This is a genomic window from Streptomyces sp. CB03238 (genome assembly GCF_002099185.1).
In the GTDB taxonomy this organism is placed as follows: Bacteria; Actinomycetota; Actinomycetes; order Streptomycetales; family Streptomycetaceae; genus Streptomyces.
The window spans coordinates 305,070-323,769 of the sequence record NZ_NBCN01000005.1; the positions used below are offsets into that span (position 1 = coordinate 305,070).

Here is an 18,700-nt window from a genome sequence, read left to right on the forward strand (position 1 = left end):
GACCACTGTGGGGACGCACGGCGGGCATGCCGTGCTCATGCCAAGTTACGCACGCGTAACAGCGGGAGGGAAGTTACGCGACGGTAAAAACTGCCGGTCTACCACCTCACCGGCAGCCGCAGCGGGAAGCGCCGGATCGTCGCGGTGTCCCACGCCACCTCCCGCGCCGGCACCGCGAGGCGCAGCCCGGGGAAGCGGGCGAGCAGGGCGCCGACGGCCACCCGCAGCTCCGCCAGCGCCAGGGGCGCGGCGACACAGTGGTGTCCGCCCCAGCCGAAGGTCATATGGGGCTGGACCGGCCGGTCCGGGTCGAGCACATGGGGGTCGCGGAACACCCGGGGGTCCCGGTTGGCCGCCAGGTACGACACATGGACGAAGTCGCCCGCCCGGACGAGCACCCCCTCCACCTCCACGTCCTCCAGCGCGACGCGCGGGATGCCGACGCCCTTGCGGAACGGGATGAAGCGGAGGAGTTCGTCCAGCACCCCGGGCAGCCGCTCCGGATCGCGTACCAGCGCGGCCCATTGGCCGGGGCGGGTGAGCAGGGTGTGGACGATGTTGCTGATCTGGCAGGTGGCCGTGTCGTTCCCGCTGAGGATGAGCGTCACCGCCAGGACCGCCAACTCCTCGTCGTTCAAGGGCTTCTCGCCGTCATCGGGGGCGGCGGCGGCCATGGCGCTGATGAGGTCCTCCCCCGGCGCCCGCCGCCGCTCCACGACCAGGCCGGCGAAGTAGTCGCGCAGGTACCGCTTGGCATCCGCCGCCGCCCGCCGCGCCTCCGGTGCCGTGGTCAGCATCTCGTGCGTACGGCGCAGCAGTACGGGCCTGTCGGCCGGGGCCACGCCCAGCAGGTCGCAGATGGTGTGGTGTGGCAGCCGCGCGGAGAGGTGGTGGGCCAGGTCGGCCGGTGGGCCGTGCTCGGCCATCTCGTCCAGCAGGTGGCCGGCCACCCGCTCGATGGCCGGGCGCATGCGCTCCACGCGCTTCTTCGTGAACGCCCGCGCGGCGGCGTGGCGCAGGCGGGTGCTGTGCGGCGGGTCCAGCACATTGACCGACTCCGGCGAGACGATGGGTTCCGGTGTCAGCCGCGGGTAGTCCCGGCCGACGATGGCCGCGCGGCTGAACCTCGGGTCGGTGGTCACCTGACGTACGCCGTCGAACGTGGTGACCAGCCACGCCGCGGAGTCGCCGTAGGGCAGCCGGATCCGGGTCACCGGGCCCCGCGCCATGAGATCCGCGAGCAGCGGATCGAAGTCCAGGGCCTCGCTGAAGTCGAAGGGGCAGCTGAGGGCGTCCGGCCATGTGGGCGGATGTTGGCGCTCACGCGACGAGACCATCTGATTCAGGGGCATATCCCGCATATGCCGCATCTTGCGGTAGATGACTGTTCCGTGCACTCCAGGGCCGTGACCGACGGCAGAAAGCGGTGAGAGATGCCAGCCGACGCACATCGAGGAGCACCGGTGCACGGTGCCGTGGACGTCCTGGTCGTCGGCGCCGGCCCCACCGGGCTCACCCTCGCCTGCGACCTGGCCCGGCGCGGCGTACGCACCCATGTCGTCGAGGCGGCCGACCGGCTGTTCTCCGGGTCGCGCGGCAAGAGCCTGCAGCCCCGCACCCAGGAGGCCCTCGACGACCTCGGCGTCATGGACGCGCTGCGGGCCGCGGGCGGGCCGTTCCCGCCCATGCAGACCTGGCGGGACGGGCGGCGGGAGGGCGAGTGGCGGCTGATCGAGCCGGACCCGGAGGCCCCGGCCTCCCGGTTCCCGGAACCGTGGCTGGTTCCCCAGTGGCGTACGCAGGAGGTCCTGCGGGACCGGTTCCTGGAGCTGGGCGGGACGGTCGAGTACGGGACCCGGCTGACGTCCCTGCACCAGACGGACCGGCACGTACTGGCCGAGCTGGCGCACGCCGACGGCAGCCGCCGGACGCTGACCGTGCCGTACCTGGTCGGTGCCGACGGCGGGCACAGCACCGTGCGCGAGGCGCTGCGCATCGCCATGAAGGGCGGGGAGAGCGATTTGCGCCCGGCCGTGGTGGCGGACGTACGCGTCCGGGGCCTGGACCGCGACCACTGGCACATCTGGCTGGACGACCCGGACACCCGGGGCGTGGGCAGTGTGCTGATGTGCCCACTGCCCGGGACCGAGGACTTCCAGCTGAACGCCCGGGCCGACGGCGAGGATCCCGAGGTCACGCCGGAGACGGTGCGGGCCCTGATCGCCGCCCGGACGCACCTGCCGGCCGACGCCGTCACCGATGTGCTGTGGGCCTCGTACTACGAGCCCCGTACGGCGCTGGCCGAGCGCTTCCGGGACGGCCGGGTCTTCCTCGCGGGGGACGCCGCGCACGCCCACCCGCCGGGCGGCGGGCAGGGCCTGAACATCGGCGTCCAGGACGCGTACAACCTGGGCTGGAAGCTGGGCCAGGTGCTGCGCCACCACGCCCCGGACGAGCTGCTGGACAGCTACGAGGCGGAGCGCCGCCCCGCCGCCGCCCACGTCCTGAAGCTCAGCACCCGGCTCTACCGGACCGGCCGCAGCCCCGAGGGAGGCAGCGAGCAGGCGCGTCACCGCGGCCGGGTCACCCATCTGCTGACCGTGGGGTACCGCGAGAGCGCCCTGAGCACCGAGACCCGGGAACGGCTCTCCGACACGGCCGTCCAGGCCGGCGACCGCGCCCCCGACCTGCCGTGCGCGACGGCGGGCAACGGCCCTGAGCGGCTCCACGAGCTGCTCACCGGCCCGCACTTCACCCTGCTCGCGGTGGACCGCACCCCGCCCCGGGTGCCGTCGGAGATCGTCACGCACCGGGTGACCGGCGGTGCCGTGGCCGAGGCGCTCGGCGCGGGGCTGTTCGTGATCCGCCCGGACGGCCACATCGGGCTGGCCACCCAGGACCCGGCGCACCTCGACCGGTATCTGGCGAAAGTCGGGCTCGCGGACTAGCGCGTCAGGCGGCGAGCGACCCGGGCACGATCGCGCCCGGCCCGAACCTCGCCCGCGCCTTGTCCGCCACCGCCTCGATCCGCCGCGCCTTGTCGTCGGCCGGGTCGAGGGACAGCTGGTGCGCGGCCTTGTCGGTGGGCATCAGGCCCTCGGCGCGCAGCCCGATGGACCGTACCCGGGCCCGCTGGAGCCCGAGCGCCTCGTGCATCGCGTACGCGGCCTCCGCCAGCGCGGCCGTGTGGGCGGTCGGCTCGCGCAGGGTGCGGGTCCGGGTGGTCGCCGACCGGTCGGCGTACCGCACGGTCAGCGTCAGCGAGCGGCACACCTGCTCCTCGCCCCGCATCCGCGCGCCCAGCTCCCCGGCGAGCGACAGCAGGGCGCGCCGGTGCCGGTCCTGGTCCAGCTCGTCGCGGTCGAAGGCCCGTTCGGCGGCGACCGACCGGGACGCGGCGTTGGGGACGACCGCCGTACGGTCGATGCCCTGCGCCCGCTCCCACAGCTCGCGCCCCGCCCGCGCGCCCACGATCCGCTGGAGCACGGCGAGCGGCGCGGCGGCGACGCGCCCGATGGAGTCGAGCCCGTACGAGCAGAGCGTCTTCGCGGTGGCCGGGCCGACGCCGTACAGCGCGGCGACCGGCTTGTCCCGCAGGAACGCCTCCGGGTCGTCGACCACCAGGGTCGTCCCGGGCATCGCGTCCCGCGCGGCCATGCGGGCGAGCATCGGGTTGGGCCCGGCCCCGATGGCGCAGTCCACGCCGTACAGGGCGAGCGCCCGGACGCGGATGACGGCGGCCAGTTCGGCGGGTCCGCGCCGGAAGTACCGTACGGCGCCGCGTACGTCGGCGAGCGCGGCGTCGGGCGGGGCCGCCTCGACGACGGGCGTGAACTGCTCCAGCATGCCCACCAGGTGCGGAAGCAGCGCCTCATGCGTGGGCTCCAGCCGGAATCGTACGTAGAGGATCATCCCGCGCTCCCCTGACTCTGGTGCCACAGCTTCTTCGGAACCCCTGCCGTCCCTTCGCCCGCCGGGCGCAGGTCCGCCCACGGGTTCATCTCGTATCCGGTGGGCATCGTGATCCGCCGCCCGCTGTCGGAGGACGACGGAGCACCCGGCATCGCCGGCTCGGCCAGCCGTGCCGCCACCGCGTCCAGGCCGCCCTCGCGCCGCAGTTCCACCAGTTCGGCGAGGTTCCAGGCGGCGGAGCCGACGACGCTGAGGCTGCGCGGGCCGCGCCGCTGCACCACACCCCGTACGAGCAGCAGCCAGGAGTGGAAGACGGTGTGCGCGCACCGCTCGTGGCTGTCGTCGAAGAAGGCGAGGTCGACCAGGCCGGTGCCGTCGTCGAGGGTGGTGAAGATGACGCGCTTGCCGGACCGGATGGGCGGGGTCTGGGTGGCCGCCTTGGCCCCCGCGACCAGCACGGTCTGCCCGTGCGGTGCCGCCCGCAGTCGCTGGGCGGAGACCACGCCGAGCTCGGCGAGGAAGGCGTGGTGATCGGTCATCAGGTTGCGCGAGGCGTCCATGGACAGCACGCCCAGCTCGGCGCTGAGCCGTTCGGCCTCGTTGAGGTCCGGCAGCCCGATGGGCGCGGACGTGCGGCCGCCCGCGAGCGGGAGCTGGTCGCCGTACGAGCCGGAGCCACGCTGGAGGCGGTGGAGTTCGGCGAGGTGCAGCAGCAGGTCGCGCCGGTTGCCTCCGAACGCGTCCAACGCGCCGACCTGGGCGAGCCGTTCGGCGACGGGGCGGCTGGGCCGGGCCCGCTCCCAGAAGTCCAGCAGCGAGGCGTACGGCTGACCGGCCTCGATGCGGGCCGCCTCCGCCTCGCTGATGCCGTGGACGTCCGAAAGCGCCAGCCGCAGGCCCCACTTGCCCAACGAACCGGACACCAGTTCGATACGGTGTGCGACCGCCGACCGGTTCACATCCACCGGCAGCACCGGTACCCCGCGCCGCCGCGCGTCCGCCAGCAGCAGCCGCTTGGGGTACATACCGGGATCATGCGTGAGCAACCCGGCGTAGAAGGCGGCTGGATAGTGCGCCTTCAGCCACGCCGACTGGTACGTCGGTACGGCGAAGGCCACCGCGTGCGCCTTGCAGAAGCCGTACGACCCGAAGGCCTCGACGATCTCCCAGGTCCGGGCGACCACATCGTCCGCGTACCCCTTGGCCTTCGCATGCTGCGCGAACCACACCTTGATCCGGCCCTGCGACTCGGGGTCGGACAGCCCGCGCCGTACCGCGTCGGCCTCCTCGCGGCCGCAGCCGGTCAAGATGTCGATGATCTTGATGATCTGCTCGTGGAAGACGACGACCCCGTACGTCTCCCTCAGCGCGTCCTCCAGGTCGGGGTGCGGGTAGCGCACCGGCGCCCGCCCGTGCCGGGCCTCGATGAACGGCCGGACCATGTCGGCCGCGACCGGGCCCGGCCGGAAGAGGGAGATGTCGACGACCAGGTCGTGGAAGGTGGACGGCTGGAGCCGCCCGACCAGGTCGCGCTGGCCCGGCGACTCGATCTGGAAGCAGCCGAGCGTATCGGCGGAGCGGATGAGGTCGTACGTGGCGGGGTCGCCGGGCCGCACCCGCTCGGGGTCGTCGATGTCGACCACCTCGCCGCTCGCCCGCTCGACCTCGGCGACCGCGTGCGCCATCGCCGACTGCATCCGCACGCCGAGGACGTCGAGCTTGAGCAGGCCCAGCTCCTCCACGTCGTCCTTGTCGAACTGGGACATGGGGAAGCTCTCGCCGCTGGTCGGTACCACCGGCGTACGCCTCAGCAGCGAGGCGTCCGAGAGGAGCACCCCGCACGGGTGCATGGCGACACCGCGCGGCAGCGCGTCGAGCGCCTCGACCAGCTCCCACAGCCTGCCGTACTTCTCCCGCTCGCCCGCCAGTTCGCGCAGCTCGGGCAGCTCGTCGAGCGCGGCGCGAGCGTCGCGGGCGCGGATGTGCGGGAAGGACTTGGCGATCCGGTCGATGTCGGCCGGGTCCATGGACAGGGCGGCGCCCACGTCCCGTACGGCGTGGCGGACGCGGTACGTCTCGGGCATGGCGACGGCGGCGACGCGCTCGGGGCCGAAGCGGTCGAGGATGGCGCGGTAGACCTCCAGGCGGCGGGCGGACTCCACGTCGATGTCGATGTCGGGCAGCACGGGCCGCCGCACCGACAGGAAGCGCTCCATCAGCAGGCCCTGTTCGACCGGATCGGCGTGGGCGATGCCGAGGAGGTGGTTGACCAGGGACCCGGCGCCCGAGCCGCGCGCGGCGACCCGGATGCCCATCTCGCGGGTGTCGTCGACGACCTGGGCGACGGTGAGGAAGTACGAGGCGAAGCCGAGCCGCTCGATGGTGCCCAGCTCGTCCTCCAGGCGGGCCCAGTACGCCCGCTTCCGGTCGTGGCCGCGCAGCACCATCCCGGCGGCGCAGCGCGAGCGCAGCACCCGCTCGGCGGTGCGGCGGCCGGCGCCGACCAGGTGCGCCTCGGGGAAGTGGACGGACCCGATGCCCAGGTCGTCCTCGGGGTCGACCAGGCACGCGGCGGCCGTCTCCTCGGTCATGGCGAGGAGCCGGTGCGCGGTGTCGCGGCGGAACCCGGCGGCCTCGGCGACCAGCTCGGCGGTGGCCGCCATCGCGGCCGGGTCCTTGAGCCAGCGTTCACCGCTGTCGAGGCCCTTGCGGGGGTCGATGGGCACCAGGCGGCGGGCCGCGTCGAGGACGTCGGCGACCGGGCCCTGGCCGGGGTCGGCGTACCGCACGGCGTTGGTCAGCACGGCGCGTACGCCCTGCTCGGCGGCGAACCCGAGGGTGCGGGCGGCGTGCCGCAGCGAGCCGGGCCCGGTGCCGGTGCGGCCGTGGTGGACGACCTCCAGGCGCAGGGCGTCGCCGTGGGCGTCCCGCCAGGGGGCGAGGAGCCGGGCGGCGCGGTCGGGGCGGCCGGCGGCGAGGGCGCGGCCGATGTCGGAGTCGGGCCCGAGGAGGACGGTGACGCCGTCGCCGTGGTTCTCGGCCCAGGGGAGCAGGGGGCTGCCGCTGCGGGCACCGTGCCCGGGGGTGCGTCCGGTGGCGTACCGGGAGGCCCGCCCGGCGGCACGTCCGGCGACCTGCCCGGCACCGTCCCCGGCCGCCCGTCCCACCGCGTACCCGGCACCGTCCCCGGCGTCGTGCCCGGCGCCGTGTCCGGCCGCCGCACCGTCCTCCTCCGCGTGCGCGGCGGTGATCAGCCGGCACAAGGTGGCCCACCCCTCGCGGGACCGGGCGAGGAAGACCGCGCGGGGCGCGGACTCGTCGACGAAGGCGCCGCCGCGCACCGGGGTGCGGCGCCGCTCGGTGGGCCCGTCCTCCCGGGTCGCCGGTCCGTCGATCGCGAGGTCGACACCGAAGAGCGGCCGGACGCCCTCCTTGGCGCAGGCCGTGGCGAAGCGGACCGCGCCGGCGACGGTGTCGCGGTCGGTCAGGGCGACGGCGTCCATGCCGCGCTCGGCGGCACGCGCCGCCAGCCGCTCCGGGTGCGAGGCCCCATAGCGCAGGGAGAAGCCCGAAACGGTGTGCAGATGCGTGAACCCTGGCACCCGCACCTCCTGGATCAATCCGGTCTCACCTCCCCCACTACCACCATAGACCAGTTTCGAACATTCGTACGACACGAATCGAATCCGCCATTCGGCCCGCCCCACCTGCGCGAATGCCGCGCGCCTCGGAGCGTGGGGACATGAAGCTCGCCGCCGAAGTCAGGAACGCCGTCACGCCCCGCGCCGCGCTGCTGGTCATCGGCGTGCTCGCGTTGCAGCTGCTGTTCATCGCCTCCTACGTGGGCGCGCTGCACAATCCGAAACCCGAGGACGTGCCCTTCGGCGTGGTGGCACCGGGCCCGGCGGCCGCCCAGGCGGAGGCTCGGTTGGCGAAGCTGCCCGGTGACCCGCTCGACCCACGGGTGCTCGCCGACCCGGCCGAGGCGCGGCAGCAGATCATGGACCGGGAGATCGACGGCGCCCTGATCGTCGACCCGAGGGGCACGACCGACACCCTGCTGGTCGCCTCCGGCGGCGGCACCGTCCTCGCCAACGCCCTGCACACCATCGCCACCGAGATCGAAAGGCCCCAGCACCGCACGGTACGGACGGTGGACGTGGCCCCCGCCTCGCCCCAGGACTTCGACGGCCTGTCCGCGTTCTACCTGGTGGTGGGGTGGTGCGTGGGCGGCTACCTGCTCGCGTCGATCCTGGCGATCAGCGCGGGCTCCCGGCCCGCCAACCCGCAGCGCGCCATCATCCGGCTCGTCGTCCTGGCGCTCTCCGCGATCCTCGGGGGCCTCGGCGGCGCGGTGATCGTCGGGCCGGTCCTGGGCGCCCTGCCCGGCAGCGTGGCCGCCCTGTGGGGCCTGGGCGCGCTGGTCGTCTTCTCGGTCGGCGCGGTCACGCTGGCGCTCCAGGCGCTCACCGGGATCGTCGGCATCGGCCTGGCTGTCCTGCTGATCGTGATCGCGGGAAACCCGAGCGCGGGCGGCGCCTTCCCCAGCCCGATGCTGCCCGACTTCTGGCGGGCGATCGGCCCGGCCCTGCCGCCGGGCGCGGGCACCTGGGCGGCGCGCTCGATCGCGTACTTCAAGGGCAACGCGCTCTCCGGGGCGATGCAGGTCCTCGCCGTCTGGGCGGTCGTCGGCACCGTACTGACCCTGGTGATGTCCGCGGTCCGCAAGCGGACCGACCGGGACGACGCCGGCGAGCCGGCCGGCGCGGACGCCGCATGAGCCGGGCCCCGGATCACCATGGATCCGGGGCCCGTCATGCCGTACGCGTACGTCAGCCGATCTGCGCGCCGAAGGTGGTCAGCGCCTCCGTGACCGGCTGGAAGAACGTCTCACCGCCCGAGGAGCAGTCGCCACTGCCGCCCGAGGTCAGGCCGACCGCCGCGTCGCCCGTGAAGAGCGAGCCGCCGCTGTCGCCGGGCTCGGCGCAGACATTGGTCTGGATGAGGCCCTCGACGACCTGCCCGTTACCGTAGTTGACGGTGGCGTTCAGGCCGGTGACCTCGCCTTCGTGGACCTGGGTGGTCGAGCCGCTGCGGGTGACCTTCATCCCGACGGTCGCCTCGGCCGCCTTGGTGATCGCCTGCGTGCTGCCGTTGTAGAGGTTGACCTCGCTCGGGTGCGCGGTGTCACCGTTGTACTCGACCAGCGCGAAGTCATTGCCCGGGAACTGGGAGTCGGCCATCGTGCCGATCGCCGGGCCGCCCTGGGACCCGGCCCACTCGCTGCCCGTCTCGCCGCAGTGGCCGGCCGTGATGAAGTGCGGCCGGCCGTCCTTGACCACGTTGAACCCGAGCGAGCAGCGTCCGCCGCCGGAGTGGATGGCGTCACCGCCCGCGATGAGCGGCTTGAACTCGCCCTCCGTGCGCTTCAGTTCCGCCTTCGAGCCGAGCCCCTTCACCACCTCGGTGAGCCGGTCCAGCGACGCGCCCTTGACGGTGCGGTCGGCCGTGACGACGACCTTGTTGGTCACCGGGTCGACGGCCCACGACGTGCCGGGTATGGTCGCCCGGCTCTTCAGGGTCTGGCGGGCGCCGGTCAGCTCGGCCAGCGTGTGCTGGACGAGTCTCGCCCTGCCGCCCGCCTCGCGTACGGACTCGGCCGCCGCCTCGTCCACCACGTTGACCACCAGGGCCTTGGACTTCGCGTCGTAGTACGCGCCGGCCGCGTCGCCGCCGAGAGCCTTGTCGAGTGTCGCGGCGAGAGTTCCCGCCGCCGGCGCCGACAGGGACTTCACGGTGAACCGGGGCGCTTCCTCACTGGCGTTCGCAGTCTGGAAGGTGACTCCCGCTCCGAGCAGAGCGACAGCGGCTCCGCCGGCGATCGCCGCACGCCTTTTGGGTATGCGTCGGTGATTCACAACGTCGACCTCTCCTGTGGGGGGCCGCGTCCGGGCAGTGGGGTGCCCTGACACGGAGGATGGTCAGCCCACTATCCCGATACCAACCGGTAGCACACAAGGTCGACTTCAGGACGCGCACGCGACCTTCACTCTGCGCCCCCGGCACTCCCACTACTCCCGACGCCGCGTGCCGGTTCCGTTTGCGAATACCGGGCCCGTCCCGACAGGCGACAAAGCGATCCCGTACAGGCACCCTGATGGGTAATCACACGGAGGACACTCGAAGGGGGCGGGGGGCTTGCGACGTCGGGTGCGCGCGGCGGACGGCCGGCATCTGATGGTGGAACGCCTGGGGGACCCGCGGGGCCGTCCGGTCTTCCTGCTGCACGGCACGCCCGGCAGCAGACTGGGACCGGCCCCACGGGGCATGGTGCTCTACCAGCGCGGCATGCAACTGATCGCGTACGACCGCCCCGGCTACGGTGGTTCGGACCGCCTGGCGGGGCGGAGCGTCGCCGATGTGGCGTCGGACGTGGCGGACATCGCGGACGCGCTCGGCCTGGAGCGGTTCGCGGTGGTGGGCCGCTCCGGCGGCGCCCCGCACGCGCTGGCCTGCGCGGCGCTGCTGCCGCACCGGGTGACCCGTACCGCCGCGCTGGTGACCCTGGCGCCCCGGGACGCGGACGGGCTGGACTGGTTCGAGGGCATGGCCGCCTCGAACGTCACGGAGTACACCCACGCCACCCTCGACCCCGACGGGGTGGCCGCCCGCCTCACGCCGCGCGCCGACGCGATCCGCAAGGACCCGGTCCGGCTCCTGGACGACCTGCGCCGGGAGCTGACCGCCTCGGACCGGATGGTCGTCTCGGACGCGGGCGTACGGTCCATGCTGCTGCGCAACTACCAGGAGGCGCTGCGGACCTCGGCGTACGGCTGGATCGACGACGCGCTGGCGTTCTGCAGCCCCTGGGGGTTCGACCCGGCCGACATCCCGGGCGAGGTGCTGCTGTGGCACGGCGAGCAGGACGTCTTCTCGCCGGTCGGGCACGCGCGCTGGCTCGCCGAGCGCATCCCGGGCGCGACGGCCGTCCTGGAACCGGCCGCCGCGCACTTCGACGCCCTGCACGCCCTGCCCCGCGTCCTGACCTGGCTCCTGGACGAGGGCGAGTGAGCCGAAGGAGCACGCGGGTGTCGAAAGGGAGAACGCGCGGAGGTCCCGGGGTACGAGGGACCGAGCACGATCGACCGTCGACGCACGCTGAGGCGCCCCGGAGGCGAACCGAGCCACAAGACTAAACAGCGAGCGGCTCCAGGTCCCGGTGCACGCGGCGCTCGTCCCGCGCCAGGCGGGTCAGCGCGTGGTCGTCGCCCAGTTGGCGGGCGAGTTCGTCGGCGGTCTCCGTGCGCAGCTGGGCCGCCTCGTCCTTGCGGCCCAGCGCGCCGAGGGTGACCGCCAGGTTGGAGGCGGCGCCCAGCACCTCCGGGTGGTGGGCGCCCAGGACCTCGCGCAGCGTGCGCACGGCGCGCTGCTCGATCGCCAGGGCCTCGTCCAGTTCGCCCAGGTCGGCCTTGGCGTTGGCGATGTTCACCGCGCAGAACAGGGCGTGCGGATGCCGCTCGCCCAGCACCTCCCGCATGACCCTGAGCGCGGCCTGGAGCAGTTGCTCGGCGGTCTCGGGCGCGCCGCAGCCCCACTGGTAGATGCCCAGGTTGTTGAGGGCGGCCAGGGTGTAGGGGTGCCGCTCCCCCGGCACCTCGCGGTACTGGTCGACGACCTCCTGCGCCAGGTCCCGGGCCGCGACCGGCTCCCCGGCCGCGAAGAGGTCCGCCGCCAGGTTCAGGTCGCAGGCCAGCGAGTCGGGGTGCGCGTAGGTGTACTTGGCGCGGTACCGGTTGCGGGTGGCGGTGGTGAGCCGCCGCGCGTCCTCCAGTCTGCCCGCCCGGCGCAGCGACACGGCGAGGCTCTTGCCGGCGGCGAGGGTGCCGGGGAAGGCCCGGCCGAGGGTGTCCTTGTAGCTGTCGTACGTACGTGAGAGCAGCGCCACCGAGTCCTCGTACCGTCCGACCTCCCGCAGGTCGCGGGCGAGCGAGGTCGCCGAGGACAGGGTGTAGGGGTGCTCGGGGCCGAGCACCTCGGTGCGCCGGTCGAAGACCTCCTGGTCGATCTCGCGGGCCCGGGAGTACTGGCCGACCATGCGCAGGTTGAGCGCCAGGTTGTTCGCGGCGGCCAGGGTGCGCGGGTGGGAGTCGTGGAAGATCTGGCTGAAGCCCTCGTGCGCCTCGGTGGCCAGTTCCATCGCCCTGCCGTACTGGCCGAGCGCTCCGAGGTCCATGGCGAGGCTGGAGGTGGTCATGTACGTGTGCGGGTGGGACCGGCCGAGGACGGCGCGCTGCCGTTCCAGGGTGACCTCGTCCAGCTCCCGCGCCTCCACGTAACGGCCTTGGGAGCGGAGGATGTTGGAGAGGTGGAAGCGCAGGTAGAGGTACTGGAGGTCGTCGTTGCCGAGCATGTCGCGCCAGGCGTCGCGCAGGTCCTCCGCGAGCGCGCCGGCGGTCTGCCAGTCGCCGCGCTTCCAGAGGTAGCGGATGCGGTCGATGAGCAGCCGGCGGGTCTCGGGCTCCTTGCAGTAGCGGGCCTCGGAGGTCCCCAGGTGCGGCCAGATGGTGGCGAACCGGGGCCAGGTCTCGGGGTTGTCGATCGGCTCGTCGTCGTCCGGCCGGGCCCCGGCGAGGATCCGGTGGACGGCGTGCCGGGCCTCCCGCTGCTCCTCCTCGGACAGCTGGGCCCGGATGACGGCCTGCACCAGCCGGTGCACCTGGATGGAGTTCGACACCTGGTCGACCTTGGCCAGGGCGAACCGGCCGATCTCCCGGATCACCCGGCCCAGCACCAGCTTCTCCTGGAGGGAGGCGTCGTACGGCTTGAGCGCCTCGATCATCTCCTTGCTGTAGAGGAGGTTGGCGTGGATCGGCTCGGGCGCGAAGAACGCGCACAGCTGGAGCAGCCGCACGGCGGCCGGTGAGCGTTCCTTGAGCCGTTCGATGGAGACGTTCCAGGTCGCGGCGACCGGCTTGGGATAGCCGGCCGGCTGGTTGAGCGCCAGGGTGCGGGCGGCGGCCTCCTCGAGCTGCTCCAGGTAGGTGGCGACCGGGGTGGCCGTCTCCGCGATCCAGGCCGCGGCCTGTTCGACGGCGAGCGGCAGGTCACCGACCGCGGTGGCGACCTTGTCGGCGTCCTCGACGGTCAGCCCCTTGGCGCGGCGCTGGAGGTGCTCGACGGACTCCTCGCGCAGGAACACGTCGACCGGCAGCGCGTCGCCGTACTGCGACCAGGTCTGGTTCCTGGAGGTGACCAGTATGTGCCCGCCGGTCGGGAAGAAACGCTTGAGCGCGTCGGGGTCGTCGGCGTTGTCGAAGACCAGCAGCCACCGGTTGGACGGCACCCCGCGCCGCAGCAGGTCGATGGCCTCCTGGCAGGCGGCGGCCATGTCGTCGCCGCCTTGCGCCCCGAGGCGGACGGCCAGCTCGGCGAGGCCGGCGATCACGTCGTCGGTCTGCTCGGCGGACATCCACCACACCAGGTCGTAGTCGGCCATGAAGCGGTGCACGTACTCCAGGGCGACCTGCGTCTTGCCGACGCCGCCGAGCCCGTACAGGGTCTGCGGCTGGGGCAGGACGACGGCCATGCCGCCGCCGAGCTGGTCGCGCATCCGCTCCAGGACCATGGACCGGCCGGTGAAGCCGGGGTTGCGGGGCGGCGCGTTCCAGATCTTCGGTACGGTCCCGGGGAAGCGCGGCCCGGGAGGCACGCCCTCGTTGAGCTTGACGGGCCGGTCCAGGGCACGCAGCAGCGCGGCCGTGGCGTGCACCTCGTCGAGCCGGAACAGGTCGACGGGGTTGCGGTCGATGTACGGGGTGGTGAGGCGGACGTCCCCGACGCGCAGCGGCAGCAGGTGGCGCCGCCCGCCGCCCGGGTCCTCGGTGGCGGCCCGCTCCCACACCTCCACCGCGCGGGCCGACTTCAGGTACGCGCTGGACAGCAGGACGACCGTGCGGGCGGCGTTCTCGGCGGCGTGGAGCACGTCGCCGCCGCTCGTCGCGGGGTCGGCGGAGACGTCGCGCGGGACGACGCGGAAGCCGGCGCGGGTGAGGACGGACTCGATCCAGTCGGCCCACATGCGGTTCTCGGCGACGTACGACAGGAACAGGTCGGCGGGCAGGGCGGGGCGGCGGCGGGTGAAGGCGTCGCGGATCCGCAGCCGTACCTCCTCGTTGACCGTCGGCATGGCGGTGACGTCCCCGTCGGTGACGACGGCGGTCAGCCGCTCGAAGGCCGACAGCAGCGAGTTGGCGATCCCGGCGTCGTCGCCGAAGGTGGCGAGGGTCTCCTCGTACGCGTAGTAGGGCCGGTACGGGATCTCCACGGCGCCCCAGTAGGAGGCGAGCTCCTCCCCCGTCAGGCCGCTGGGGAAGCCGTCGAACTTCAGCCGGGCCAGCGCCCGGCCCGCGTCGGCCTTCTCCTTCTCGCCCTCGTCGATCCGCATCGGCACGGGGAAGATCCGGATGCCCCGGCCGCCGTACCGCTCGTCGATCTGCCGGGCGACGGCGGCGGCGCCGTCCATGGACTGGTCGCTGAGGGTGAAGCAGTCCACGAGGGCGTCGGGCAGGTGGACGGTGCAGATGTCGGCGATGTCGCTGAGGCCGGTGCGGCTGTCGATGAGGACGTAGTCGTAGTTGGCCTTCATGTCGTCGCGCAGCGCGTCGAAGAAGTGCCCGCCGCCGAGCCGGTCGTAGAAGTTGTCCCAGTCGAAGGTGGAGACGGTCGCGGAGTACTCGCGGTTCTGCTTGCCGGCGGAGACGAAGTCGAGGGTGCCGCCGTCGGGGAACTCCCAGCCGAGCGCCTCGGGGGTGAGGGAGACGGCGTGCGGCTGGATGCGCGCGTAGTCGCGGTGCCAGTCGTCGGGGCGCTGCACGGGGCTGGTGGCGGCCCAGGCGTATTCGGTGATCAGGTCGATGACGCCGGTGGTGGCGCCGAGGGTGGACGGGTCGAGGAAGGGGTGGAAGAAGCGGTGCAGTCCGGGCGCTTCCAGGTCCCAGTCGACGGCCAGGACCCGCTTGCCGTTCGCGGCGAGTATCCAGGCCGTGTTGGCCAGGGCCATCGTCCGTCCCGTACCACCCTTGTAGGAGTAGAAGGTGACGATGCGTCCGTCACGACTGGCTGTCATCCAGGTCCTCCGCATCGGGCGCGATCTCGTGCGTCTCGGGTATGTAGTGCGTGGTGCCGAGCTCGTTGGCCATCGGGCCGCGCAGCCGTGGCCGTTCGGTGTGCCGGCCGCCCGCGGGCGGGTAGACGGCGGCGTGCCGCAGGTACTGCTGGGCGGCCGCCTCCACCACCTGGGGCAGGATCTGGCCGAACGCCTCCATGCTCGGTACGCCTCTGGCGGCGGCGCGGCTGGCGGCGCGGCCCTGGCCCATCTTGATGGGCATGGTCTCTTCGAGTGCCCGGTTCAGCTCGGCGTCCGCCGCCCTGGTCTGGTGGTCCATCTGGTTGCGGGGGACGACGACGCTCACCCAGGGGCGGTGTTCCGCGTCGAAGGCGGCGAGCCGTTCGCGCCGCTCGTCGTCCTTGAGGGCCCAGCGGTCGAGGAGCAGGATCTCGGGGCGGCTGGGGGGCTGCTTGGCGTCGGGCGGGCCGGCGTCGTGGTCGAAGGAGGTGACGGTGGCCTGGTAGTTGAGCGAGCGGACCAGGTCCTCGGTGACGTAGGCGAGCGGCCGTGCGGCGTCGGGGTGGTACGGGTTCCAGTCCTGCGGCATGTCGCCGTAGTACTCGGGGTCGCGGCCTTCAGGCAGGTCGTGGCGGGTGGGGGCGGCGACGGTGACCTGGAGGGGTCTGGGGCCGCGGCCGGGGGTGCCGAAGGCGCTGGGCGCGGAGCGGTAGTCGACGGGTCTGCCGGGGCTGATCCCCGCGGTGTCGGCGACGGAGACGATGCGTTTGGCCAGTTCGTACACGGCCCGTTCGTACTCCTCGGCGAATATCCGGAGTTTGATCAGGCCGTAGAGCCCGTCGGTGACGTACCGGTCGCCGAAGTCGCGGTGGTTGAACTGCAACCGCTCGGCGGGGCCGGGGAGTTGCTCGGGCGGGACCGGTACCCACAGGGCGGGCACGATGGCGTCGGCGGGCTTGTTGTGCTTGGCGTGGTGGTAGATCGCCCGGGTGGCGAACGCGTACCACTCCTTGCCGCACATCTCGCTGGCGAAATAGCGCGGAGAGAACAGAGGGACGAAGACCCGGCAGGTGGCCAGGACTTCTCCCAGCCGTTCCGACCAGCCCTCGCCGGATCGTATCTCCCGGTCCATGAACCCGGCGGAGGCTCCGGCGGGGAGATCGGTCATGGCCATCACATGGCCGCACAGATCGCGGTAGAGCCGCTCGACCCACATGTCGGGATCGGGGCCACCGGCTCCGTACCTCGGCGTGTGCGCATAACTCAGGAAGAAGTACGGCCGATGGTCCGCCGCTCGCGCTTGCGGTGACGCCTGCACACGACCCCCGTCCTATGTGATCACTCGCATCCGGGATGAGAAGGATACGAGCTGATTAATCATTCCGGAGCAGGCTTTGCTCCACCCCCACGACGTTCAGTCATTCAACGCTGCTTTTCGGTCATCCCTGCGACAGCATGACGGACCGCTCCCTTGATCGGCACAGTTCCTTGCGTACTCCCGCGACCAGGAGTTTGCCGCTCACGGTGAGTTCGGCGGCGTTTTCCAGCAGGTCGAGCGCCCTTTCGGCGTGTTCGGCATGCCCTTCCTCGTACGCAGAGAGGCCCGCCTTCTCGTACGCCCCGGCGAGCAGGGCGGAGACCGGCACCGGTGTGTCCTCCTGCCAGGGTGCGGGGTGGCTCCAGGCGCCGTCCAGCGCGTAGAGGTCCGCGACGTCGAGCAGCGCCCGCAGCTTGGCCCGCCGGAAGCCGCGCAGCAGGTCCCGCGCGAGCGCGCCGGCCTCCGCGTGGAGCGGCAGGCCGAGCGCCCCGTACCCGTGCCGGCCCACGGAGGGCTCCGTCCCGGTGAGCGGCGTCAGGGTGGTCAGGCTCGCGGCGGCCTCGGCGGCCTGGTCCGGTACGGCGGCCCGCAGCAGCGCCCAGGCGCGCTCCAGCCGCCCGCTCCAGCCGGCCGCCTCACCGGGAGTGAGCCGCCCGGCGGCGGGCGCGTCGAAACCGTCCCGGCAGGGGTCGAGGTCGTCGAGCGCGACACCGTGCGCCCCACGCCGTACCGGCCGCCATCCGGCGCTCTCCTCCTGGAGCCGTTCGACGCGCAGTTCCCCGTCCCCGCCCCGCACCACGAACCCGTCCCCGGCCGCCCGCACCTCCACCGGACCGGCCCCATCGAGGCCCAGCGTCCCGAGGGTCGGCAGGTGCAGCGCCCCGCCCCGGTGGGCGACGCGGACCGGGACGTCGACCCGGCCCCGTACGGCGGCGGCGGCCACGTACCGCGCGAACTCCCCCGCCAGGTCCGTCGCCCCGGCCCGCCCTTCCCGCAGCGCGTCCAGGCAGTCCAGGAGCCAGGTGCGCGTGTAGGGGTGGGCGAGCACCTCGTCGAGCCCGTCGGAACACTGTTCGACGGCGCCCGCCAGTTCCCATGCCTCGGCCCACCGCTCGCCGCCGCGTCCGTCGAGCTCGCTGTGCAGTTCGGCGAGGAGGACGCGGGTCAGGTCGTACTGTTCGGCGACGAGCGCGCCCGGGTCGGTCACGGCGGGGGCGGCGGTGGCGGCGGTGCGGTCCTCGATGCCCCGGACGAGCGCTTCGAGGTCGGCGCAGTAGACGGACGGGTTGTCGAAGCCGTTCGCGGCCCGGTAGCGGTGGGTGTAGAGGCCGCCGCCGCAGGAGCGGACGACGGGGCACCGGCGGCAGGTCTCGCTGACGCCGGCGAGGCCGAGCTGGCGCACCCGGACGCCGGGGTGGGCGGCGACGTCGTCGAAGGTGTGCCGGTATACGTCGAAGCCGGTGGCGGCGGCGCCCTCGTAGGCACTTTTGAGGGAGTCGACCTGTTCGAGGGTGCCGTCGGTTTCGACGACGACGAGGTCGGTGGGGGCCAGACCCAGCGATTCGGTGAGGCTGGGGCCGCCGTTCAGGGTGGACAGGACGGACTCGAAGAGCCGTACCGGGACGGGCCTGCCCTGGTCGTTCCACCGGTCGAAGACGGTGAGGATCCACTCGGCGTACGCGGTGGGCGAGCCGTCCGGGCGGGGTGGGGGCTCTTCCCACGTGGCGTGCGGGAGCAGGAAGTCGATGCGCGGGGGTGCGAGCGCGATGAGCGCGTCGTACACGGCGACGGGATCGTTGGCCACGTCGATGGTGCACAGCAGGCCGAGGTCGAGGTGGCGGTAGCGCTCCTGGTGCAGCAGGTCGATGGCCTTGAGCACGAGGGGGTGGCTGCTGCGGCCGTCGGCGAAGCGGCGGTGGCGGTCGTTGGCCGTCCTGTCGCCGTCGAGGGAGATGCCCACCTTCACGCCGTACTCGTCGAACAGATCGAGGTAGCGGGGGCTGAGCTGGAGGCCGTTGGTGTGGATCCGCAGGTCCAGGTCGGTGACCGGGGCGAGGGCGGTGGTCAGCTCCTCGCAGACGCGCCTGAGGCGCGCGGGCCCTGCCAGCAGAGGCTCCCCTCCGTGCAGGATCACTGACACGGAGGGCAGGGCATGTTTCTTGGCATGCTCGGCCAGTCGCAGAGCTGTCCAGGAAATGGCCTGGTCAGAGATTGCCTTGGGGCGGGTACGCCAGCTCTGATCAGCGTGTTCGTAGATATAGCAGTGGTCACATGCAAGATCACACCTGCTGTGGACCTTGAGGACGATCTCGCGGAATGGGACCAGGGGTCCAGTCATTCCGCCA

10 protein-coding genes are annotated in these 18,700 nt (G+C 72.8%); 3 read left to right on the forward strand and 7 right to left on the reverse strand.

Annotated features, from left to right (window positions below; genetic code table 11):
- Nucleotides 1–98 precede the first annotated feature (98 nt).
- Nucleotides 99–1,337, reverse strand: coding sequence for a cytochrome P450 (locus BKD26_RS10965; RefSeq protein ID WP_084897643.1), 1,239 nt, complete (start codon nt 1,335–1,337; stop codon nt 99–101).
- Nucleotides 1,338–1,463: 126 nt separating this feature from the next.
- Between BKD26_RS10965 and BKD26_RS10970 the strand changes: the two genes are divergently transcribed.
- The gene (locus tag BKD26_RS10970; protein ID WP_241518598.1) at nt 1,464–2,948 is read left to right on the forward strand and encodes an FAD-dependent oxidoreductase; all 1,485 of its coding nucleotides are present in this window, start codon (nt 1,464–1,466) and stop codon (nt 2,946–2,948) included.
- Nucleotides 2,949–2,952: 4 nt separating this feature from the next.
- Here the strand turns inward: BKD26_RS10970 and BKD26_RS10975 are convergent, their stop codons facing one another.
- Both BKD26_RS10975 and BKD26_RS10980 read right to left on the reverse strand, forming a co-directional pair.
- Nucleotides 2,953–3,912, reverse strand: coding sequence for a hypothetical protein (locus tag BKD26_RS10975; RefSeq protein ID WP_084897645.1), 960 nt, complete (start codon nt 3,910–3,912; stop codon nt 2,953–2,955).
- Complete coding sequence (locus BKD26_RS10980; RefSeq protein WP_084897725.1) at nt 3,909–7,514, reverse strand: DNA polymerase III subunit alpha; 3,606 nt, start codon at nt 7,512–7,514, stop codon at nt 3,909–3,911. The genes BKD26_RS10975 and BKD26_RS10980 overlap by 4 nt, the downstream gene beginning before the upstream one ends.
- Before the next feature lie 140 nt (nt 7,515–7,654).
- Here BKD26_RS10980 and BKD26_RS10985 point away from each other — a divergent pair, with 140 nt between their 5' ends.
- Nucleotides 7,655–8,692, forward strand: coding sequence for a DUF3533 domain-containing protein (locus BKD26_RS10985; RefSeq protein ID WP_084897726.1), 1,038 nt, complete (start codon nt 7,655–7,657; stop codon nt 8,690–8,692).
- A gap of 52 nt (nt 8,693–8,744) precedes the next feature.
- Here BKD26_RS10985 and BKD26_RS10990 read toward each other — a convergent pair whose 3' ends face one another.
- The gene (locus BKD26_RS10990) at nt 8,745–9,830 is read right to left on the reverse strand and encodes a S1 family peptidase (protein ID WP_084897646.1); all 1,086 of its coding nucleotides are present in this window, start codon (nt 9,828–9,830) and stop codon (nt 8,745–8,747) included.
- A 280-nt stretch (nt 9,831–10,110) separates the two neighbouring features.
- On the opposite strand from BKD26_RS10990, the gene BKD26_RS10995 reads away from it, so the two are divergent.
- Entirely contained in the window at nt 10,111–10,983 is an 873-nt protein-coding gene (locus BKD26_RS10995; RefSeq protein WP_084897647.1) for an alpha/beta fold hydrolase, read from the forward strand.
- 121 nt (nt 10,984–11,104) lie between these two features.
- On the opposite strand, the gene fxsT is transcribed toward BKD26_RS10995, so the two are convergent.
- The 3 genes from fxsT to fxsB all read right to left on the reverse strand — a co-directional run bounded on the left by fxsT (nt 11,105) and on the right by fxsB (nt 18,693).
- Nucleotides 11,105–15,037, reverse strand: coding sequence for an FxSxx-COOH system tetratricopeptide repeat protein (gene fxsT, locus BKD26_RS11000; RefSeq protein WP_107417817.1), 3,933 nt, complete (start codon nt 15,035–15,037; stop codon nt 11,105–11,107).
- Nucleotides 15,021–16,355, reverse strand: coding sequence for a TIR-like protein FxsC (locus BKD26_RS11005; RefSeq protein ID WP_179166497.1), 1,335 nt, complete (start codon nt 16,353–16,355; stop codon nt 15,021–15,023). Before BKD26_RS11005 ends, fxsT begins: the two co-directional genes overlap by 17 nt.
- Nucleotides 16,356–16,476: 121 nt before the next feature.
- A complete protein-coding gene (gene fxsB / locus BKD26_RS11010) occupies nt 16,477–18,693 on the reverse strand; it encodes a radical SAM/SPASM protein FxsB, inactivated metallohydrolase extension form (protein WP_179166498.1) in 2,217 nt (738 codons plus the stop codon).
- Nucleotides 18,694–18,700 lie beyond the last annotated feature (7 nt).